This window comes from Streptomyces sp. NPDC007901 (assembly GCF_042959465.1).
GTDB lineage: Bacteria > Actinomycetota > Actinomycetes > Streptomycetales > Streptomycetaceae > Streptomyces.
In genome coordinates this window covers 90,380-110,777 of record NZ_JBIBKW010000018.1, presented here as the reverse complement: position 1 = coordinate 110,777, position 20,398 = coordinate 90,380, and the positions used below count along the sequence as shown (strand labels likewise).

The window sequence follows — 20,398 nt, the reverse complement described above, 5'->3', positions numbered from 1 at the left end:
TTCGAGCCGTCCGAGCGGTCGGAAGCCGAATACGACGGACACCCCATACGCGCAACGACCGCCCGGACCAGCGCCGTACCGCCCGCGCCCCCGCAACTGCAGTGATTTCGGCTTCAGTTGTTGACGGCGAGCACCTGCGGGTCTACAACCCGAGGGAGCGCTCTCACGTCTGCTGTTGCTCCATCCCCACACATGCCGTACCGGCTTGAGGAGACCCGCATGCGGAGTTCCGTCAGCGTGCCCACCCGCAGACCCCCGTCCGGCGTCGCGCACCCACGCGCGGCTCTCGGTCTGGTCGTCGTCCTGATCGCCGCCTTCTTCGCCGTCCTCGCACCGTCGCCGCCCGCGCACGCCGCCGACCAGCTGCTGTCCCAGGGCAGACCCGCCACCGCCTCCTCGACCGAGAACGCGTCCTTCCCCGCGAGCGCGGCGGTCGACGGCAACACCGGCACCCGCTGGTCCTCGGCCTTCGCCGACCCGCAGTGGCTGCAGGTCGACCTCGGCTCCGTCCAGCAGCTCAGCAGCGTCACCCTGAACTGGGAGGCCGCCTACGCGAAGGCCTTCCAGATCCAGACCTCCACCGACGCCGCCACCTGGACCACCGTCTACTCCACCACCACCGCCACCGGCGGCACCCAGAACCTGACCGTCACCGGCAGCGGCCGCTACGTCCGCCTCTACGGCACCACGCGGGCCACCCCGTACGGCTACTCCCTCTGGGAGTTCCAGGTCTACGGCCCCGGCTCCACCACCCCGCCGGACGACTTCTGGGGCAGCACCAGCGACATCCCCGCCGCGAACAACGCCGTCGAGGTGAAGATCCTCAACCGCACCAACGGCAAGTACCCCGACAGCCAGGTCTACTGGAGCTTCAACGGCCAGACGCACTCCATCGCCGAGCAGCCCTACCTCGACATGCCGGCCAACTCGGCCGGCCGCATGTACTTCTACCTGGGCTCGCCCACCAGCGCGTACTACGACTTCATCGAGTTCACGGTCGGCGACAACGTCTTCAACGGCAACACCACCCGCGTCGACGCCTTCGGCCTGAAGCTGGCCATGCGCCTGCACACCGAGGACGGTTACGACACCGAGGTCGGCGAGAACCGGCAGACCTTCGCCGAGGACCGCGCCACCACCTTCCAGCGCTTCACCGACGCCGTGCCGAGCCAGTTCAAGGTCCTGGCCCAGACCCAGGCCCCGTACCGGATCATCGCGCCCGGCAGCGACCCGAGCTTCCGCGCGGGCGGCACCGACGCGAACTACTTCACCTCGTACGCCCAGTCGGTCGGCGTGACCGCGGCCACCTCCGACATCTTCGGCTGCGCGGCCTCCCTGGCGGCCAACCCCACCATGTGCGCAGCCCTCAACCGCCACGTCGCCACCCTGCCGGCCTCCCAGCAGTCCGACTCGGCCCAGTTCTACACGGCGGCCCCCGCCAACTACTACGCCAAGTTCTGGCACGACAACGCCATCAACCACCTCGCCTACGGCTTCCCCTACGACGACGTCGCCGGCCAGTCCTCCTTCATCTCCCACACCAACCCGCAGTGGCTCCTGGTCGCCGTCGGCTGGTAACCGGAAGGGCGGCACCCCCGCGAGGGTGCCGCCCTTCCGTTCTGCCTGGTCAGGCCAGATAGAGGCCGTGGCGGGAATTGAACCCACGTACCTCGCTTTGCAGGTTTGTCCGTGCTGATCAGGGCATGATCCGGGGTCGTTCAGAGGGGTTCAATCCCGTGCGGACGGCATGGCCGGCGGGGCTGAGCGAACGGTCCTGAACGGACGCGTACGGCTACGAACGAGACGGAAACTGAGACGGACGCGGGGTGTCCGGCCTGCATGGATGGATGGGCAACCGCGAGACGGCTTGCGGCCGGTCGGCTGCCGCGGTGCGTAGCGCAACTCTGAGGACGCTGTCACAGCCGAACCGTAGGCTTCTGCCATGGAAAAGGGAGCCATATCGCGGGACGACGTCCTGAAGACCATGCAGGAGTACGACGCGTTGGGGGGATCAGAGTTCCTCAACCTGTACGGCTTCAAAGCAGCCAGGAAATTCCTCATCCTGCACGACGGCAAGGAGTACGACTCCAAGGCCATCGCGGCCGTCGCTCACAAGCACCAGCACGGTAGGCCCCTCACCTGGCAGGAGCTAAGCGGAGGAGTAGGCCACGCCGTTGACTGGCTCAAGCGCGAGGGGTTCAAGATCGGTGTATCACGCAGCCCGAAGTGGACGCGCGACGAACTGATCCTGGCTTGTGACGTCGTCACGCGGAACGGCTGGCAGGGCTTGTCTGCCTCCGATCCGCGCATTGCGGAGCTGTCCGAACTCCTTCAGCTTCTGGGCGCCTATCCTCCTGAGGAGCGAGCGGCTGAGTACCGCAACCGCAACGGTGCCGCCTTGAAGACGATGAACATCGCCAGCTTCCATCCGGACTACCCGGGCACGCCGACGAACGGCGGGCAGCTGGATCGCGAGGTATTGCAGGATTTTCTTGCACGCCCGGAAGAGATGGCGAGGGCCGCGGCGCTGCTGCGTGAGGGGCTGCGCTCTGGGACTCTTCAGCCCGTGCTGCCTGAGGACGACGGAGCTGATGACGATGACGTCAGCGCACCGGAAGGCCGCGTGCTCTACCGCCGCCATCTCACACGCGAACGGAACAAGAGGCTCCGCCTGAAGAAGATCACCGCTGTCCTGAAAAAGGGCGGCATCCTGGCCTGCGAGGTGTGTGCCTTCGACTTCAACGCGGTCTACGGCGAGCGGGGGCAGGGCTATATCGAGTGCCACCACGTGGTGCCGCTTCACGAGGCAGGGGAGGGCACGACGAGGCTCGCAGACCTTGCCCTGATCTGTTCGAACTGCCACCGCATGATTCACCGCTGCGCGCCGTGGCCCACGCCGGCAGAGCTGCGTGAGTTGGTGCAGGAGCAAGCCCGTGTAGTGGCAGCGGCCGTGCCGAAGCCGCGGCTGGCGCCGGCCGGCACGCACCTCCTTGCCACCTGAGCGATGCCCAGTGCGTTTTCATGTCCCACCCGGAGCACTGAATCCGGCACGGACAGACGGACAAGCCCAGGGGGCCGGACCACTTTCGCCGTCCGGCCCTCTGGGCTGGCGGAACTCGTTAGAGGGTGTCCCCCAACATGCTTTTCAACTGTGCGCGCGGCTGTTCGGGGGCGTTCATAGAGGTTCGCGGAGCAGGTCAGAGGGGGTGCGCGTACGGTGGCGTCCGTCGGCGCACTGGACAAAGACCAGGGCAATGAGTGGCTCAGAGCAGGAGGCCTCAGGTCCCGTACGTTCAGCGAGGTGGGAACAATTCTGCCTCGATCTCTTGCAGGACCGAAATAACCTCGGCTGCCGACTCGGCAAACTCGGTTTGGGCGATATCTCGGTTTGCGTCACACCATTCTTGAACAACTTGCCTTAGGGCACTCTTGGCCTCTTGTTGTTCCACTCCTTTAGGGATGCTGAATGCGGTATCAATCTTTTCCTGGAACCGAGACGGATAGTAGTCCTCAAAGCGCTCCTTGGTGAAGCATCTGAACCGGTCGGTGGGCCACGCCTCGTATTTTTTCTTGAGTTTTTCGACCACGTCTTGTCCACTCTGATCGCCATCTACGATCACCCACGCGCGATGCTTCAATACTTCTTCCCGGTGGATGAAAAGGACGAGCTTAGCGAACTCCTTGAAGGTTGGGGCAACATCGCCTGTTCCCCCAGCGCCGATCGTGCGGACTCGTGTGAGCTTAGGTGCAAACCAAGGAATGAGATAATCACGGATAATGCGTTCGGCAGACGACTCTTCGAAGATAATCCAGCCTTCCGCTAGATCGAAATCGTGAAGATCGTATCCGAGATTTCGCAGTACAGTGCCTCGCGCTTCGGAAGTTTCGATAGCGTTGACGGTGGAAGTGGGCACCCCAGTTTCGTTGACGCTTTGTGTCACGTTAAATAGTCGACTGTGCGCGGCAGACGCGAGGTACTTGACGACAATGTTGGAGTGAGTAGATACGATGAACTGATTGGTTTCTGATTTTTCTATGATGACGTCAAGTAGGTCCTTCAGGCCTTGAGGGTGAATATCGTTTTCCGGCTCTTCGATGAGGAAGAGGTTGTTTTCTGCCGCGCACAAGTCGGTGATCAGGCCAAGTATGCCGGCGACGCCTTCACCCATTGACTCAATGGTGATTGTCCCGAGTTTTCCAACGTTGAAGCCGACCAGTTGGCCATTGTCAACTGGAATGGCCCCAAGATTCAACCCCAATAGTCGATTGACCAGCTGGAAAAATTGCACTCCCCCTGGCTGTCCTGGACTACCTAGGCGCGCTACTTTGGCGGGTAGTTGCTGCAAATTTCCAGTGACTTGAGAGGCTCTCTGTCGGTCTACCGTTCGATCGTAGCTTGGCACCTTTCGCTTTGAAAGGTAAGGGTAGATGTAGTTATTTGGCTCGGCTGGAGCCGTTTGCGGTTGTCCACTCCATTGATTATCGGGTCCGTGCAGGACGCTTGCCGTAGAGGCCCATGCGCGCTCTGACGATTGGGTAATAGAGACTTCCACTGTGACTTCCGGAATAATTTGACTGCCGTCCGGTCCAGTTAGTTGGTGCGTCGCGAATAGCTCTTTGGAATAAAGTGCGGCATCATAGTTCTCGATGGTGTAGTTGATTCGCGCATTCGGGGCACCTAGTCGGATATCGCCTGCCGGTACGTTAGGGCCCCCGTTTTGGAGGAACTGGGCGGCGCGTAGGAGTGCTGACTTGCCGCTATTGTTGCGCCCAACCAAAACGTTGATCTGTGTCAACTCCATGGTGGCTTCAGCGAAACTTTTCCAGTCGATTACGGTCATTGTCTTAATTCGCATGCGCGGATTGTAGGGGTAAGGGGTGAGCTTGGGCTACCTATTTGACGAAAAAGTCGCCGCGGGCATGGTCGTGCGCCGGATCTGAACAGACGTACGTCTGCGTGTGACTATTGTTGACAAGCCAGAACTTGGGATCTGTAACACAGAGGCAGTGCGTGGGAAGCTTGGGTCAGACGACGGCTACAGGAGAGGGGGCGTGAGTGTCGCAGGCAGCGAGTCCGCGCGGTACCTTCCACCAGATCGCGGACGCGTTGAAGTCGCAGATCGACGATGACCGTGAGATGGCTGAGTTGCCATCGGTCTCGGTACTCATGGACAAGTACGACGTCTCACGTGGTGTGGTGCTCCGGGCGTTCCAGGTACTTCGTGGGAGCGGTGATGCAGAGCCCGTACCCGGTGGGCGCTGGCGTGTGCTCAGGCGGGGGGACACCGTGGACCGTCGGCCGCTTGAGGAGCAGATCGCGGCCGTCATCACGGATGAGCGCTTGAAGGTCGGGGCACCGTTTTTTAGTGCGTCTGCGCTCGCCACCAGGTTCGGAGTCTCACGGCCCACCGTGACCAAGGCTCTCGACAAGCTGGAGGCGGCTGGCGTGCTGGAGAGCGGTGGGCAGGGCAAGGTGCGGACCGTCCGCGCAGTGCCGAATCGAGAGGAGCGTTCGTAGCTTGTCGGAGCTGACGGAGTGGGCCTATCCCCTGGCTGAGTCCCTGCTGGCTGAACCGTTGCCGCGTCGATGGAAGCATTGCCTCGGAGTGGCCGAGCGGGCGCGCACCATCGCGCTCATCCTCGGGGAAGATGCCGAGTTGTTGGAAGCCGCGGCCGTACTGCACGACATCGGCTATGCGCCTGACCTCGCCAAGACCGGTTTCCACCCGCTCGATGGCGCCCGCTACCTGCGGGACGTCGCCAACGCCGACGAACGGGTCGTGCACCTGGTGGCGCATCACTCCTGCGCGTGGATGGAGGCTGAAGCACGCGGCATGCGCGAGGAGTTGGAGGGAGAGTTCCCGCGCGAGAGCGCGCACCTGAACGACGCCCTTTGCTACTGCGACATGAACACCACGCCGGACGGCACTCCCACGAATCCCGTGGACCGGATCAACGAGATCGCCGGCCGGTACGGGCCGGAAAGCCTGATCGGTACGTTCATCCGTCGCGCTGAACCTGAGATTCTGGCGAGCACGGCACGCGTCTTCGAAAGGGTGGCTGCCGCCAAGCGTCAGCCGATGTAGGGAGTCGCCCGGGCCCGGTCCATCGCGTGCTCGATACGCAGACGCATGGTGGGGTGGACGTCCAGTTCAGCTAGGTCCGCTGGGTCCACCCAGCGGACTTGCGTTGTCTCGTTGCTGGTTCGCAGGTCGCCGCCCACTGGCCGGGCGCGAAAGCAGATGCTGAACTGCTGTCGTACCTCGCCGTCGTCGTACTGCATGACGTGCCCCGGGTCGGTGTAGATCCCGGACATGTCGACGACTTCGGCCTTGATGCCGGTCTCTTCCCAGACTTCGCGGACCACCGTGTCACTGATGGATTCACCCACGTCGTGACCGCCGCCCGGAAGTGCCCAGCGCCCGTTGTCGGATCGCTGAATCATGAGCACCTGCCCCGCGTCGTTCTGGACGAACGCAACGACTGAGGGAACGACCGAGTTGGCCGGCGGGGCGTCCGGGTCGTGCAAGTAGTCAATGCGTCCCATGATCAAGCTCCTGTGATGTCGTGCTCGGTTACTGGCCTGGCGCCTTCCCAGGTCTGCTGAACGCTATTGGCAAAGGTGTCGAACAGGCTGCCTCCGGGGAGTTGCCGCAGGTGAAGAACGGGCGCCATGTAGGCGCCGATGCCGTACACGTGCGTGTTGGCCAACATCTCGTCATCGGCGCGATAGATCGAGTTGTAGAGCACTGTGTCGTGCAGCCGGAAGGCAATCTCGGGGTGGCTGCTGAACAACGGGCGATAGTTGACCAGCGCATTGCGGATTTTTCCGTCCATGACGCGGTGTCCTTCGTCAATGCCGCGTCGAATGACGGCTTCGCACTCCGGGTCGCCCATGAGCACCCGGATGCGGACGTCGCTCTCGGCCCTCTCCTTCAGGGTTGAGAAGAAGAGCGGGTCTTCTGCCAGATAGATGCCGGCATATACAAGGATGTCAATGCGCTCCGTGGCACGCTCGCACATCTCTCGCCAGAGACCTGCCGGCACGACGTGCCGATGTGGGTAGACGGTCAAGATCTCCGCCTTGCTCAAGTCGGCAGCGGAGTCGTGCGTCCGGGAGTCCTCCCACAGCGTCGTCACGTCGACCTTGAGCGCTGCCGCGGTTGCGTACTGGTGGCGTCGGTACGGCACCTTGTCCTGGGTGATCCAGCGTTCAACTGTCTTCGGGTTGACCTCAATCGCGTCCGCGAGGCTCTGAACGGTCATGCCGCGGGCTAACAAGGCTGATCGCAAACGCTCGTTGGGCATCTGTACCCCTTCGAGGGACATCTAGGGACCTCTTGACGGTAGTGAGCTGATCGGGAGCTGTCCACGCAGGGGGTGACCAACTCCCCTGACCTGCGGCGATGCTGAGTGTGCGCCAAGAAGGTCCGGCGCGAAGCCAAGAGGTTCCGTCGATGTACTTGACGGATCCACATGCAGTACCTGTAAAACAGGTACTGCAACGACGACGCCCGGAGGGCCCTCGAAAGGGGCTCGAAGGAAGCGCCTGTTCCTTGAGAACTCAACAGAGTGCTTTGAGATTGGCGGGTCCTGTCCCCGTCCCCGTGACGGCCGGGTGATGACCGTCGGCCCCGGTATCCAGCCGTGAGGGCGCGGATTCGACGTCCGCCCGGGGTCACTTGGCCTGCCGTGACGTGCGGCGTTGGCCAGCACTTCCGGTCGCGGCGGCACTCCCGGACAGGACAGCCCGCCGCGCTGGAGATCCCGTCCCGACGTAGTCAGGAGATCTCACCCGATGCACGCTGCCACGTTCGCCGCCGTGTTCATCGCCCTGTACGTCGCTCACAGCGTGGGTGACCACTGGGTGCAGACCTCGCACCAGTCCGCGCTCAAGGGCCGTCCCGGCTGGGTCGGTCGGCTCGCGGACGCCCGTCACGTCGCCACTTTGACGCTCACCAAGCTCGCCGTGCTCATCCCGGCCGCCGCGCTGCTGGGGCTGCACCTGTCGGTGGTCGGCGTCGTCGCCGGCCTCGCGGTGGACGCGGTCTCGCACTGGTGGGCCGACCGCCGCACCACGCTTGCGTGGCTGGCCCGGGTGACCCGCAAGGGCGAGTTCTACCGGCTCGGTGCCCCGCGCGCCGGCCGCGACGACAACCCGCACATCGGTACCGGCGCCTACGCGCTTGACCAGTCTTTCCACTACCTGTGGCTGTTGGTCGCCGCGCTGGTCATCGCCACCGTCTGACCCCGTTCTTCGCGGGGCGGTTCGCACTCCCGGACAAGGACAGCCGACCGCCCCGCGCCCTTCCCGACGTTCAAGGAGAGACCCACCATGCGTATGCGTACCTTCGTCGCCGGCCAGGAAGTGCACGGCGACACGGAGTTCGCGGAACTGGCGCTCGGCATCGACGTCGACCTGTTCCGGGGCCCGCTGGAGTTCGAGACGGACGACGACCGTACGGCCCGCGAGGACGTGGCCCGCGAGGCCCTGCGGGACATGTTCGAGCAGGCGCGGGCTGGCGACGAGATCGCCGGTTGGGACGCCCTGTACGCCGGCGCGCTGACCCGTACGGTGCCGTTCCTGCGCGCCGCTCGCGGCTTCCGGCCGGGGACGGGGGAAGCGGCATGAGCGAGCCCCGCAAGCCCCTGACGAACATCCAGATCGGTGTTCTGACCGCCGCATTCGTTCCGATGCTCGCCACGGGCGTGGTCGGCGGGATCGGTACCTACAGCAACATCGGGCACGCCTACGGCACCGGCACCGCCCTGGGCGCCCTCGGTGCCGGTGAGGGTGCCACGGCCGTCCTCGCCCTGGTCCTGCTGGGGTTGACCCTGCTGGGGCAGTCCTCGCCGCGTGTCGTCCGGATCGGGCTGTGGGCACTGCCGGCCGCCGCCGCCGTCATGGGCGCGATGGCCGCACCCGACCCCGGCCGGACCGTGATCTACGCCCTGACTCCGCTGGGCATGTCGGTGTCCGCCGAAGGCATGGCGTTCCTCGCCCGCCGGATCGTCGTGCACACCGACGGCCGCGACGCGGAACACGAGCAGCGCACCGCCGACATCGTGCAGGCCCTCGCCTACCACCGCGCCCGTGCCGCCCACCACCCCAGCGATCGGGTCAAGTGGTGGTCGGAGCGCAAGTCGTGGCGTCTGGCCCGCAAGGTCGGTGTCGGGGACGTGGCGCTCGGATCGAGGCTGCTGGACGTGCAGCGGGACCGGATCACGGACGGCGCGGACGCGGCTCTCGCCTCGATGTTCGGTACCGCCGCCCCGATTCCTGTCGCAGTCACGAATGCGGAGGAATCGACCGGAAGCAGTCGAGAACGGTCTACCTCTGATCTGCCTGTATCGACCCCGGCCACGGTCGTGGTGACGCGGCTTTCGGTGCCCGATCCGGCGCCGGTCGACCTCGGCAAGTCGGGTGTCGGCGTGAAGCCGATGCCTGCCGTCGTCCCGGCCGTGAAGCCGGTCCCGATCGCCCCGGCGCCCGCCCGTTCGGTGCCGGCCGCGTCGACTTCGCCGCGTCGGGCGACGGGCCGTGTCCCGGTCGCCGCCAAGTCGACCCGCACGCGCCGCACCCCCGAACAGCTCATGGAGCAAGCGCGGAAGGCGACGGCCGGATGGGCGGACGCTGAGGTGACCGGGGAGGGCATCCGCCGGGCCCTGCGCACCTCGCCCGCCAACGCCCGCATGCTGCGTGACGCCCTGCTCGCCGAACGCGCCACCCAGGTGGTGACGCCGTGAGCACCCTCGCCGCGCTCTTACCGGCCGTGCCCGCTCTCGGGTGGGCGGTCCACGCCCGGTGGCTGCACTCCCGGTTGACCACGGCCCGCCGTGACCCGCTTACCGGGCTGTGGACGCGGGACGCGTTCACCCGCCGGGCCCGCCGCCTGCTGCGCGACCCCCGCGCCGTGGTCGTGCTGGCGGACGTCGACCATTTCAAGCAGATCAACGACACCCACGGCCACGCGGCCGGTGACGCGCTGCTCACCACGGTCGCCGCCCGCCTCGCCCACGGCACCACCCCCGGCGGTGTCGCGGGACGGCTTGGCGGGGATGAGTTCGCCGCCGTCGTCGTCGACCGCGACGGCACGATGGCCGACCGGCTGCACACCCTCGCCCGTGTGCTGGCCCGGCCGGTCGACACCGCTCCCGACGTGCACACCACGGTGTCCCTGGGGTGGGTACGGGCCGGTGACCATCAGGGCGAGGACCTGTCCGCGCTGCTGCGCCGTGCCGATGAGGCCATGTACGCGGCCAAGCGGTCCGGCCGGTCCGGACCCCGCCGGGCCCGCCTCGGGCGGCTGCTCGGGTCGGTGGCCGGTCGCCGTCCGGGACGGCGCGGCGCGGCGTGAGTGGGCTGCCGGTCTTCCGGTGGCACCTCGCCCCGGACGGCTACGCCACCCGCCGCCAACTGCGGGCCCGCAACCTGCGCCCCGGAGGGCAGGGCGTCGCCGCCCAGCTCGAACGCCCCCGGCGGCGGGGCCGACCGCCCCTGGTCGCCTACCTGTACCGCGTCGACCTCGCCAAACCGCTTCGGCCGATGACACCGGGCCGATGGCGGGCCCACGCCGCGATGATGCGCGCCCGCCGCACCTGCCCCGAGTGCCGCCGGGACGCCGGATACGTCATCCCGCCCACGCTCGGAACCTGCGTGACCTGTGCCTACCCCGAGGAACAGCGCGTCGCCTGAACCACCCTGCATCCCGGGTCCGGCCGCCCGACCTTCCACAGCAAGCCGGCCGGACCCTTCGACTCCCGAAGGAGTACGCACATCGTGACGGAAACCACCGCCTTCACGCCCCCGGACCACCCGGAGGGCACCGAGCAGGAGACGGCCGCCGTGCTGCCGTTCCCGCTGACCAAGCCGACCACCACCCCGGCCCCCGCCGCCCCGAGCGAGGGCGAGGCCAAGCCGGGCGAGTGGGAGGCCGAACTCCCCGACACCGAAGACCCCGAGGCCGAAGGGCTGACCGATGGGGCGCCGGTCGACCCGCCGCGCGAGGTCTACCCGCCCTCGGTCGCAGAGTGGATGGAGGCCAAGGACAAGGCCCGGCTGCCGGTGCTGCCGGACTGGGTGAAGCTCCCTGACCAGCGCACGGCCGTCCGCAAGTGGGCGATCCGGCACTACTCCGCCGTGGCCGGCTATCACGCGATCCGGCTGCCGCTGGTCTACACGCCGAAGATCTGCATGTACTCGCCGCGCGGCGCGTGGCGGTGGTCCACCGCGATCGGCCGGTGGGTGTCGGACGCAGAGGGCAAGTCGCTGCGCCTGGCGGCCGTGGCCGACGAGAACGCGGCGGACTACCTGAAGCTGTCGCGGCAGCGCAACGACCGCGTGAGGCTGCGGGGGATCGTGGCGACGATCGGCGGTTTCATCGGTCTGGCCGCCGCGCTGACCCTGTACGTCATGGCGCCATCGTGGCTGCTCGCGCTGGTCGTGGCGACGCTGACCACCACGCTCGGGGCGGTGGGGGCGCCGGCGGACCGGCCGCTGATCGATATGGCCAAGGTGACGTTCCGCAAGCGCAAGCTGTCCTCCGACATCGTCATCCGCGCCCACGAGGTGGCCGGGCTGACCACGAAGGATCAGACGATCGCGTTCCCGCGCCCGATCGGCCGGGACGGCGACGGATGGCGGGTCGTGGTGGACCTGCCCTACGGCAAGTCCTTCAAGGACGCGCTCAGCGCTCACACCAAGGTCGCGTCGGGCATGGACATCGCCGCCACTCAGCTCTTCCTGGACAAGGACGAGACGAGCGAGCGCAGGGTGTCGTACTGGATCGCCGACCGTGACCCGCTCGCCGTCCCGTCGGGCAAGTCCCCGCTGCTGGGGGCAACCCGGGTGGACTTCTGGAAGCCGTTCCCGTGGGGCGTGGACGAACGCGGCAACCCGGTCATGGCGACCATGCTGTGGCTGTCGCTGCTGGTCGGTGCCGTGCCGCGTCAGGGCAAGACGTTCTCCGCCCGCACCATTGCCCTCGCCGCCGCGCTGGACCCGTACGTCAGGCTGTACCTGTTCGACGGCAAGGCGTCGCCGGACTGGCGGAAGTTCGCGCTGGTCGCGCACCGGATCGGGTTCGGCATCGTGCCCAAGAACGGGGTTGACCCCGTACAGCATCTGCTCGCGTCGCTGCGGGAGTTGAAGGCGGACGTCGAAGACCGCTACCACCGGCTGTCCGAACTGCCGCTGCACGTCTGCCCGGAGGGCAAGCTCACCCCGGAGATCAGCCGGGACAAGAAGCTGAACATGCCCCTCACGCTGTTCGTGGTGGACGAGGTGCAGGAGTACCTGACCCACCCCGAGCACGGCAAAGAGATCCTGTCCCTGCTGGTCTACCTCGCCCGGGTCGCCCCCGCGGTGGGTGTCTCGGTGATGACGTCGACGCAGAAGCCGGACGACAAGGCGTGCCCCTCCGAGCTGCGTGACCAGCACCAGGCCCGGTTCGCCCTGCGGGTCGGCGCCTACCAGGTCTCCGACGTCATCCTCGGTGCCGGCTCGTACTCGGAGGGCTTGGACGCGTCCAAGCTGCTCAAGTCCCACAAGGGCGTCGGTCTGCTCAAGGGCATGTCGGACGACGCGGGGATCGTGCGCACCTACCTCGCCGACGGCCGCGACGCCGAACGCATCCTGACCCGTGCCGCCGCGCTGCGGAAGGCGGAGGGAACGCTGTCCGGCGACGCGGCCGGCGAGGCCCCGGCCCCGGAGACGTCCGCGACGATCCTGGACGACGTCGCCGCCGTCCTCGGCAAGGACGAGGCCAAGGTGTGGTCCGAGACCATCGTGGACCGGCTTGCCGACCTGCGCCCGGAGGTCTACGGCCCGTGGGCCGAACTGGAGCCCAAGCCCAAGGCCGAAGCGCTCACCGCCGCCCTCAAGCCGTTCGGCATCAACACCGTGCAGATCAGCCGGCGCATCGACGGCGAGCAGGTCAACAAGCGCGGCATCAAGCGCGACGACATCGCCACTGCGATTACGGAGCGCAACAACAAGAGGGACGCCGGATAGGTCCCGAACCCTGCTACCGGTAGCGGCCAGCGTCGCTACCGGTAGCAACCCTGCTAGCAACCCAAACCGCCTCTGATCAGGTCGCTAGCACGTAGCACCCCACCTGCGAAAACCCCTCCAAAGCCCGCTGAGAGGCCCCTGATGAGCCTTGCCACCCTCGCTACCTCCTTCCTGCTGGCCGTCACTCTGTGTTATGGCGTCAAGTGCTGGCTGAGCCCGTTCGGGGACTGCCGCAAGTGCGCCGGCATGGGCCACGCCATCACCACCGACCGCAAGGGCAAGACCAAGCGCGGCCGGGACTGCCGCCGCTGCCAGGCGACCGGCAAGCGCATACGCGTCGGCCGCTGGATCTACAACCGCGCCGCGCGCACCTACCGCGCCGACCACCGCTGACCCACCGCCCGAAGGAGCCCTGCAATGCGCAAGACCCTCGCGGCTGCCACGGCGACCATCGCCGCCGTCGCGGTCCTGACCGCGTGCAGCCCCACCTACGCCCCCGGCCCGGCCGGGACCGTGAGCGACCGCAACGCCGCCTACTTCAAGTCCGGCGGCTGGCACTACCGGCTGACCGTCACCACGAACGACGGCCGCCGCCACGACTTCCGCGTCACCCGCGCCGACTACCGGCACTGCTTCCGAGGCTCCGCCTATCCCACCTGCACCCACCGCTGACCCCTGGGAGGTCTCGTGACCCTCACCATCCCCCTGGTTCTGTTGCTCGCCGTCGTCGTCGTGCTGCTGCTGCGGTTCAAGGCCGTCGGCGGCGGAGCGCTGGTCGTCGTCGCCCTGTTCGGCTTCTACCTCGCCCACACCGGCGCGGCCGGCACCGTCAACCAACTCGTCACCGCCGTCACCGACGCCCTGCCCGGCGTCGGCCACTGACCCGAAGGGAGCGCACCGTGAACGAACCCACCGCGTACGGCCGCCCGGCCGGATGGGAGACGGCGGCCGTGGAAGTCCACACCCCCACCCCGCTCGCCCCCGCGCACACCGCCCCGCTCATGCCTGTGCAGCCGGGCGCCATCCCGACCGTGGCGAGCGTGGTCCTGCCCGACGGCCGGATCATCACCGGCTACGCCATCGAACCGGCCAAGGCAGAACCGCCCGCCGCCAAGCCGGCCGTCTCCCGCACGGCGGTGAACATCGCCCTCGGGGGCATCGGGTTCGGCGCGGTGTGCGGCGGACTGTTCCTGCTGACCACGTTCATCGCCGCGCTCGCCGCGCTCATCCACCAGCTCATCGTCCTCGCCGCCGTCATCTTCGGGGGCTGGGTCGCCGTGCAGGTGTTCAGCGCGAGCGGCCACCGGGGCGGGACCACGGTCAACATCCGCAAGGCCGTCATCAAGCGCAACAAGTTCTACAGCTGACAGGAGAAACCCACGTGAGTGCCATTCTGATCCCCGTCGCGGCCCGCATCGCCGCCGCCCTGAACGTCACCAACGGCGAGGACGAACACGAGGCCGCGATGCGGCTGATGAAGGTCGCTGAGGAAGCCGGCGAGGCATCCGCCGCGTACATCGGCATGACGGGCCAGAACCCCCGCAAGGGCATCAGTCACACCACCGCCGATGTCGCCGACGAACTGTGCGACGTCATCATCGCGGCCACCGTCGCCCTTCACTCCTTCACCGCGACACCGGCCGCCGACCTGACCGCCAAGCTCGACGCGGTTGCCCGCCGTATGGCGGGCAACGCCGCGCAGCGCGGCCTCTGAATGCGCCCGTGGGCGGTGGCACTCCCGGACAAGGACAGCCCACCGCCCACGGTCTCTCAGTCCCGACGTAGCAGAACAGGAGAGCTACAGCATGACCCAACTGCGCGTTTTCGGCGAGGGCCCCTCAGCCCCTGCCACCCGTACGGGGCGAGTGTCCGGCCGACGGCCGCGCCTGCTGGATCTGTACTGCTGTCAGGGCGGCGCGGCCAAGGGGTATGCGGACGCCGGATTCGACGTGACCGGCGTCGACATCGCCCCTCAGCCGCGCTACCCGTACCGGTTCGTGCAGGCGGACGCGATCGCCTACGTGCTGGAGCACGGCACGGAGTTCGACCTGATCCACGCGTCGTGCCCGTGCCAGTTCTACAGCGACACCCAGCGGCTCATGGGCAACCACCACCCCGACCTGATCGCTCCCACCCGCACCGCCCTGCAAGCCATCGGACGGCCGTACGTGATGGAGAACGTGCGCGGCGCCGTCCCGTACCTGCACGATCCGGTGATGCTGTGCGGGGCCATGTTCAGGGTGGAGACCTACCGCCACCGGTACTTCGAGACCGGTGGCTTCACGCTCACCCCGCCGCCGCACCCGGAGCACATGGCGCCGGTCGCCAAGATGGGCCGCCCGATCCCGCCCGGCCACTACGGGCAGTTCGTCGGCAACTTCTCTGGCGTCGACCACGCCCGCCGCGTCCTCGGGGTGCCGTGGATGAACCGCGACGGCATCCGCGAGTGCATCCCGCCCGTCTACACCGAATGGATCGGCCGCGGATTCCTCGCCGCCCGCACCGTGCGGGAGGCGGCATGACCACGGTCCCTGAACTCTTGCGGGCTGCCCTCGCCATCGCGGCGGCTGGTGTCCCGGTCCTGCCGCTGCGGGCAGGAAAGGTCCCGTTCGGCAACTGCCGTACCTGCAAGGACAACGAGTGCGGCGGACGGCCCAACATGAAGGCGGCGGGCCCCTGCCGGTGCCCCGCGCCGTGCCACGCGTGGGCCGCCGCGACAACCGACCCGCACGTCCTCACCTCGCCCGCATGGGCGCCGGTGTGGCGTGAGGCGGTGGCGGTCGCCTACCACCCCGGCGGGGCCGGGCTGACCGTGGTCGACCTGGACAACGCGGCGGCCGTTGCATGGGCCCGCGAGACCCTGCCCACTACCCGCACCGTGCCCACGACGCGCGGCGAACACTGGATTTACCGGGGCACTATGCCGTCATCGAACGCGGTCCGACCGGGTGTCGACATCAAGTCCGCGACCCAGTACGCCCGTTGGCTCGGACCCGGGACCGGCCGTATGGCCGTTCTCCCGTCGGCCGTCCGCGCCCTGCTGGTGAAGGAAGACACCACCCCCGCGCCGGGCGGGGTGGCCTCTTCTCTCCCCGCCCGCGCCCCGTGGGGCCGGGCGGTGGCCACCGGGTGCCGCCACACCGAGCGCTACGTCCGCACCGGTCTGGAACGCGGCCTCGCTATGGTGCGGGCCCGCACTGAATCCGGCGCCGGCTCGCAGGCGTTCGGCGTGGCCCGGTTCCTCGCCGCACAGCACACCGCGTGCCCCGGCCCGTGCGGACTCCCGGAGATCGGCGAGGAGATCACGGCCGCCGCCGTCGCGGTGGGCGTCCCGGAGGCCTACGCGCGCCGCGCGGTCACCAACGGCCTCGGGGCGGCCGTGGAGCGAGCGGCATGACCAAAGCGTCCCGAACCCCCGCGAACGGCCCTCAGGGCGCCGTACAGGGTCCGCCACGGCCGTCCGTGGGCGAACCGAAGGGCGTCGCCCGCAAGGGCGCCCATATCGCTGTTGGTTCTGACCCGCAGACGGTCACGGTCACCGGCATCACCCCGGGGTTTCAGATCCAGTGCGAGGGCGTACCGGTCGCGGACTGGCTCTGTGCCTGCGGGCAGCACGAACGCGCCCGGGGCCGTGCCGCCGTCATCAGGCTCACCGCCCGCGTTCTCGCCCGTGTCTGCCTGCACGAGGCGGCCGACGAAGGGAGGGCCGCGTCATGACTCCACAGGCTGTGGACAGTCCCGACCTGTGGGCCGGACTACCTACCCTGGAAGACCCGTCCGACGAGGACGACACGGCACCGGACGTGTGGGAGGACCCCATCCCCCTCACCGGCCGCCGCGAGCGTCCGCCGTTCCCCGCCCACGTCCTCCCGACATGGCTGGGGGAGTTCGTGACGGCCGTCGCACACGAGACGCAGACCCCCGTGGACCTCGCCGGTTCGATCGCCCTCGCCGTGCTCGCCACGGCTGCCGGCGGCCGGTCCGTGGTCCACGTACGCGGCAACTGGCGCGAGCCCACCAACCTCTACACCGTGGTCGCGCTGCCGCCGGCGAACCGCAAGTCGGCCGTCTTCGCGCTGCTGACCAACCCCCTGTATGAGGCGGAGAAACAGCTCAAGACGGCGATGAAGCCGGTGATCGTGGAAGCGGAGCTGACGGCGAGGCTGGCCAAGGAAGCGGCGGACAAGGCCGCTGCCAAGGCCGCGTCCGCCGACGGCGACAAGCGCGATGACATGGTGGCCACCGCGGTTGGTCTCGCGCAGACTGCCGACACGCTCACCGTGCCCGCCGAACCGGTCCTGCTGGCGGACGACTCGACACCCGAGACGGTCACCTCGCTCATGGCCGAACAGGGGGGCCGGCTTTCGGTGATGAGTGCCGAGGGCGGCATTTTCGACATCATCGCCGGCCGCTACTCCGGTGCCCCCAACATGGAAGTCTTCCTGAAAGGGCACGCGGGGGACCGGCTGAGGGTGAACCGGCAGACCCGCCGCGAGTACATCGACGCCCCCGCTCTGACCATCGGCCTCGCCGTACAGCCGGACGTCCTGAGGGACATCGGCAAGGTGAAGGGGTTCGAGGGACGTGGACTGCTGGCCCGGTTCCTGTACTCCCTGCCGGTGTCCACGGTCGGTGAACGCGAGATCATCACCGACCCGGTCCCCGTGCAGACGGCCGCCACCTACACCGCCCGGGTCATCGACCTCTCCCTGTCCCTGGCGGAGTGGACCGACCCGGCCGTCATCCAGCTCACCCCCGAGGCGGACGCGGCACTGATCGCGTATCAGAAGCGCATCGAACCGCAGCTCAAGGCACGCGGCGGCAAGCTGGGCCACATCTCCAACTGGGCCGGAAAGCTTGCCGGGGCGACCGCCCGCATGGCCGCGCTGTTGCACCTCGCCGAACACGGCGGCAACGGCTACGCCCACCCGGTCACCGAAGACACCATGCGCGCGGCGATCGTGCTGGGGGACTACTACACCGCCCACGCCCTCGCCGTGTTCGACGTCATGGGCGCCGACCCGGTCCTGTCCCGCGCCCGCAGCGTGCTGGAAGCGCTGAAGGACAACGGATGGGACGACGTCAGCCGGCGGGACGTCTTCACCGTCCTGTCCCGCAGCGAGGTGCCCACCGTCGCCGACCTGGAACCGGCCCTCGCGCTGCTGGAAGACCACGGCTACCTGCGGTCCTACCAACCCGAGCGCACCGGCAAGCGCGGACGCCCCCCGGCACCCCGCCTCGCCGCCCACCCGTCCCTGCGCCACGGCGGCCGGTGACCCTCGCCCTCGCGGACAACCCCTCCCGCACAAACCGCGAAATCCGCAGAAACCCCCGAACACCTCGCTGACCTGCGACGGGTCCCCACGCCGACCCCGGACGGGACCCCGTCGCACAATCCCGCGATATTCCGCAAAAAACCGAGCGCCCCCCCTGCCCCTGGCGACCGGCTCACGGCCGCCCCTGATTTTTGCGGAATATCGCGGGTTTCTGCGGAGTACCACCCGCCGCCAGCCGCGCACCGCATCACCGCAGGTCAACTGCCCTCCCCGGGTTTTCTGCGGATTTTGCGGTTTGTGCGGCGGCACTTGCCCCTGAACTCAGCCTCACAGGAGTGAGCCGTGGACGAACCCACCACCCTGCCCCTCGCCCTCGCCGACGACCCGACCCTGGTTCTCCTCAAGGTCGAAGAGGCCGCCCACCGACTCCGAGTCGGCCGCACCACCTGTTACGCCCTCATCCGCACCGGCGAACTGGAATCCGTGATGGTCGGCACCCTGCGCAGGGTCCCGGCCGCCGCCGTTCCTGAGTACGTCACCCGTCTCCGAACCGCCCAACGCGCCGCTTGACGACGCCCGGGGCGGCGGCACTCCCGGACAAGGACAGCCCGCCGCCCCGGTCTCCCACCCGACACCCAGAAACAGGAGTCTGCCTGTGGCAGAGGACAAGAAGAAGCGCACCCGACAGCCCAACGGCCGTAGCTCGATCTACCTCGGCAAGGACGGCAAATGGCACGGTCGCGTGACCGTCGGCGTCCGCGACGACGGCACGCCGGATCGTCGCCATGTCGAGCGCAAGACCAAGACCGAAGTAGCGGAGGCTGTTCGAGAGCTGGAGAAACAGCGCGACGCCAAGACCGTGAAGAAGCCCGGCAAGGCGTGGACGGTCAAGGCGTGGTTGACGCACTGGGTTGACAACGTCGCATCCCTCGCCGTGAACGACAACACGATGGTCGGGTACGGCGTTGCGGTCCGGAAGCACCTCATCCCCGGCTTGGGCGCTCACCGGCTCGACAGGCTCAAGCCCGAGCACATCGAGACGTTCTACGCCAAGATGCAGGCCAACGGCAGTAAGCCCGCCACCGCGCACCAGGTGCACCGAACCTTCCGCACCGCCCTCAATGAGGCCGTACGGCGCGGCCATCTCGGCAAGAACCCCGTCCTGTTGGCCAAGGCACCGAAGACGGGGGATTACGAAGTAGAGCCCTACAGCGTCCAAGAGGTACAGCGACTGTTGAAGGCCGCTGACCAGCATCGCAACTCCGCACGGTGGGCCGTCGCGCTCGCCCTCGGATTGCGCCAAGGGGAAGTACTGGGGCTGACCTGGGACGACGTTGACCTTGAGGGTGGATTCCTTGTCGTCCGCCGTAGTCGCCACCGCCCGCAGTACGCCCACGGGTGCACGGAGCCCTGCGGACGCAAGGCCGCCGGGTACTGCCCCCAGAGGCGACGAACCAACCCCGAGTTGTCCACCACCAAGTCGCGCGCCGGCCGTCGTGCGGTCGGTCTCCCCGATCAACTCGTTGACCTACTCCGTGCGCACCTCAAGGCGCAGGGAGCGGAGCGAACGAGGGCCGGGAAGCGCTGGGAGGACAACGGCTTGGTCTTCCCGGATGAGCACGGCCGTAGCCCGTCCCACCGCCGGGACTGGACCGAATGGAAGGCTCTTCTGACAGAAGCGAAAGTCCGGGACGGGCGTTTGCACGATGCGCGCCACACGGCCGCCACGGTCCTACTCATCCTGGGTGTCCCCGAGCGGGCCGTCATGGGTCTCATGGGATGGTCGACCACGGCCATGGCTGCCCGCTATCAGCACATGGTGGATGCCGTGCGGACGGACATCGCGCGACAGGTGGACGGCCTGATCTGGAAGCCCGAGATGGACCGGCCGGACGACGGCGACGACGGGGCGGCCGGCGTGCCCTTGCCGGTCCGTTAGCCGTCTCCCTCGCGGCTCAGACTCGATCGGATGAGCCCGTGGCATCAAGCCAGTTCAGAGATGCCACGGGCTCCCGATGTCTGTCATTGGAAGGCCCTGATCGCTTTGGCGATCTCGGTGTGGGGGAGAGTTCCGCACAGTATCCTCAAGCTGGTCAATGCGTGTGCTTCG

The 20,398-nt window shown here is 67.7% G+C and carries 24 protein-coding genes; 21 read left to right on the top strand and 3 right to left on the bottom strand.

Annotation, left to right across the window (positions count from 1 at the left end; all coding sequences use genetic code 11):
- Window positions 1-219 precede the first annotated feature (219 nt).
- Together ACFZDK_RS41250 and ACFZDK_RS41245 are read left to right on the top strand one after the other, a co-directional pair.
- On the top strand, window positions 220-1,578 hold the full coding sequence (locus ACFZDK_RS41250; RefSeq protein ID WP_390980536.1) for a beta-1,3-glucanase family protein: 1,359 nt from the start codon (window positions 220-222) through the stop codon (window positions 1,576-1,578).
- 364 nt (window positions 1,579-1,942) lie between these two features.
- On the top strand, window positions 1,943-3,001 hold the full coding sequence (locus tag ACFZDK_RS41245) for an HNH endonuclease (RefSeq protein ID WP_390980534.1): 1,059 nt from the start codon (window positions 1,943-1,945) through the stop codon (window positions 2,999-3,001).
- A gap of 292 nt (window positions 3,002-3,293) precedes the next feature.
- Here ACFZDK_RS41245 and ACFZDK_RS41240 read toward each other — a convergent pair whose 3' ends face one another.
- A complete protein-coding gene (locus ACFZDK_RS41240) occupies window positions 3,294-4,856 on the bottom strand; it encodes an AAA family ATPase (RefSeq protein ID WP_390980532.1) in 1,563 nt (520 codons plus the stop codon).
- A 200-nt stretch (window positions 4,857-5,056) separates the two neighbouring features.
- Here ACFZDK_RS41240 and ACFZDK_RS41235 point away from each other — a divergent pair, with 200 nt between their 5' ends.
- A complete protein-coding gene (locus ACFZDK_RS41235; protein WP_390980530.1) occupies window positions 5,057-5,518 on the top strand; it encodes a GntR family transcriptional regulator in 462 nt (153 codons plus the stop codon).
- A 1-nt stretch (window position 5,519) separates the two neighbouring features.
- Window positions 5,520-6,086, top strand: coding sequence for an HD domain-containing protein (locus tag ACFZDK_RS41230; protein WP_390980528.1), 567 nt, complete (start codon window positions 5,520-5,522; stop codon window positions 6,084-6,086).
- Here ACFZDK_RS41230 and ACFZDK_RS41225 read toward each other — a convergent pair.
- A complete protein-coding gene (locus ACFZDK_RS41225) occupies window positions 6,074-6,547 on the bottom strand; it encodes an NUDIX domain-containing protein (RefSeq protein ID WP_390980526.1) in 474 nt (157 codons plus the stop codon). The genes ACFZDK_RS41230 and ACFZDK_RS41225 overlap by 13 nt on opposite strands.
- Before the next feature lie 2 nt (window positions 6,548-6,549).
- On the bottom strand, window positions 6,550-7,308 hold the full coding sequence (locus tag ACFZDK_RS41220; protein ID WP_390980524.1) for a helix-turn-helix domain-containing protein: 759 nt from the start codon (window positions 7,306-7,308) through the stop codon (window positions 6,550-6,552).
- Window positions 7,309-7,798: 490 nt separating this feature from the next.
- Here ACFZDK_RS41220 and ACFZDK_RS41215 point away from each other — a divergent pair, with 490 nt between their 5' ends.
- The 17 genes from ACFZDK_RS41215 to ACFZDK_RS41135 all read left to right on the top strand — a co-directional run bounded on the left by ACFZDK_RS41215 (window position 7,799) and on the right by ACFZDK_RS41135 (window position 20,227).
- Window positions 7,799-8,248, top strand: coding sequence for a transcriptional regulator (locus tag ACFZDK_RS41215; protein WP_390980522.1), 450 nt, complete (start codon window positions 7,799-7,801; stop codon window positions 8,246-8,248).
- A 93-nt stretch (window positions 8,249-8,341) separates the two neighbouring features.
- A complete protein-coding gene (locus tag ACFZDK_RS41210) occupies window positions 8,342-8,632 on the top strand; it encodes a hypothetical protein (protein ID WP_390980694.1) in 291 nt (96 codons plus the stop codon).
- Complete coding sequence (locus ACFZDK_RS41205; RefSeq protein WP_390980520.1) at window positions 8,629-9,747, top strand: conjugal transfer protein; 1,119 nt, start codon at window positions 8,629-8,631, stop codon at window positions 9,745-9,747. The genes ACFZDK_RS41210 and ACFZDK_RS41205 overlap by 4 nt, the downstream gene beginning before the upstream one ends.
- The gene (locus ACFZDK_RS41200; protein ID WP_390980518.1) at window positions 9,744-10,358 is read left to right on the top strand and encodes a diguanylate cyclase domain-containing protein; all 615 of its coding nucleotides are present in this window, start codon (window positions 9,744-9,746) and stop codon (window positions 10,356-10,358) included. The genes ACFZDK_RS41205 and ACFZDK_RS41200 overlap by 4 nt, the downstream gene beginning before the upstream one ends.
- Entirely contained in the window at window positions 10,355-10,696 is a 342-nt protein-coding gene (locus ACFZDK_RS41195) for an RRQRL motif-containing zinc-binding protein (protein ID WP_390980516.1), read from the top strand. The genes ACFZDK_RS41200 and ACFZDK_RS41195 overlap by 4 nt, the downstream gene beginning before the upstream one ends.
- Before the next feature lie 84 nt (window positions 10,697-10,780).
- On the top strand, window positions 10,781-13,012 hold the full coding sequence (locus ACFZDK_RS41190) for a cell division protein FtsK (protein WP_390980514.1): 2,232 nt from the start codon (window positions 10,781-10,783) through the stop codon (window positions 13,010-13,012).
- Window positions 13,013-13,153: 141 nt separating this feature from the next.
- Window positions 13,154-13,405, top strand: a complete 252-nt coding sequence (locus ACFZDK_RS41185; protein WP_390980512.1) for a hypothetical protein — start codon at window positions 13,154-13,156, stop codon at window positions 13,403-13,405.
- A gap of 24 nt (window positions 13,406-13,429) precedes the next feature.
- Window positions 13,430-13,684 carry a hypothetical protein gene (locus ACFZDK_RS41180; protein WP_390980510.1) on the top strand — a complete coding sequence of 85 codons (255 nt, stop codon included), beginning with the start codon at window positions 13,430-13,432 and terminating at the stop codon, window positions 13,682-13,684.
- Between the two features lie 15 nt (window positions 13,685-13,699).
- Window positions 13,700-13,894 carry a hypothetical protein gene (locus ACFZDK_RS41175; RefSeq protein WP_390980508.1) on the top strand — a complete coding sequence of 65 codons (195 nt, stop codon included), beginning with the start codon at window positions 13,700-13,702 and terminating at the stop codon, window positions 13,892-13,894.
- 17 nt (window positions 13,895-13,911) lie between these two features.
- The gene (locus ACFZDK_RS41170) at window positions 13,912-14,379 is read left to right on the top strand and encodes a hypothetical protein (RefSeq protein ID WP_390980506.1); all 468 of its coding nucleotides are present in this window, start codon (window positions 13,912-13,914) and stop codon (window positions 14,377-14,379) included.
- A gap of 14 nt (window positions 14,380-14,393) precedes the next feature.
- Window positions 14,394-14,726, top strand: a complete 333-nt coding sequence (locus tag ACFZDK_RS41165) for a hypothetical protein (protein ID WP_390980504.1) — start codon at window positions 14,394-14,396, stop codon at window positions 14,724-14,726.
- A gap of 91 nt (window positions 14,727-14,817) precedes the next feature.
- On the top strand, window positions 14,818-15,534 hold the full coding sequence (locus tag ACFZDK_RS41160; protein WP_390980502.1) for an SAM-dependent methyltransferase: 717 nt from the start codon (window positions 14,818-14,820) through the stop codon (window positions 15,532-15,534).
- On the top strand, window positions 15,531-16,409 hold the full coding sequence (locus ACFZDK_RS41155; RefSeq protein WP_390980500.1) for a bifunctional DNA primase/polymerase: 879 nt from the start codon (window positions 15,531-15,533) through the stop codon (window positions 16,407-16,409). The genes ACFZDK_RS41160 and ACFZDK_RS41155 overlap by 4 nt, the downstream gene beginning before the upstream one ends.
- Window positions 16,406-16,729: a hypothetical protein gene (locus ACFZDK_RS41150; protein ID WP_390980498.1), complete on the top strand. Its 324-nt coding sequence runs from the start codon at window positions 16,406-16,408 to the stop codon at window positions 16,727-16,729. The genes ACFZDK_RS41155 and ACFZDK_RS41150 overlap by 4 nt, the downstream gene beginning before the upstream one ends.
- On the top strand, window positions 16,726-18,288 hold the full coding sequence (locus ACFZDK_RS41145; protein ID WP_390980496.1) for a DUF3987 domain-containing protein: 1,563 nt from the start codon (window positions 16,726-16,728) through the stop codon (window positions 18,286-18,288). The genes ACFZDK_RS41150 and ACFZDK_RS41145 overlap by 4 nt, the downstream gene beginning before the upstream one ends.
- Before the next feature lie 342 nt (window positions 18,289-18,630).
- Entirely contained in the window at window positions 18,631-18,858 is a 228-nt protein-coding gene (locus ACFZDK_RS41140; protein WP_390980495.1) for an excisionase family DNA-binding protein, read from the top strand.
- An 85-nt stretch (window positions 18,859-18,943) separates the two neighbouring features.
- On the top strand, window positions 18,944-20,227 hold the full coding sequence (locus ACFZDK_RS41135) for a tyrosine-type recombinase/integrase (RefSeq protein ID WP_390980493.1): 1,284 nt from the start codon (window positions 18,944-18,946) through the stop codon (window positions 20,225-20,227).
- Window positions 20,228-20,398 lie beyond the last annotated feature (171 nt).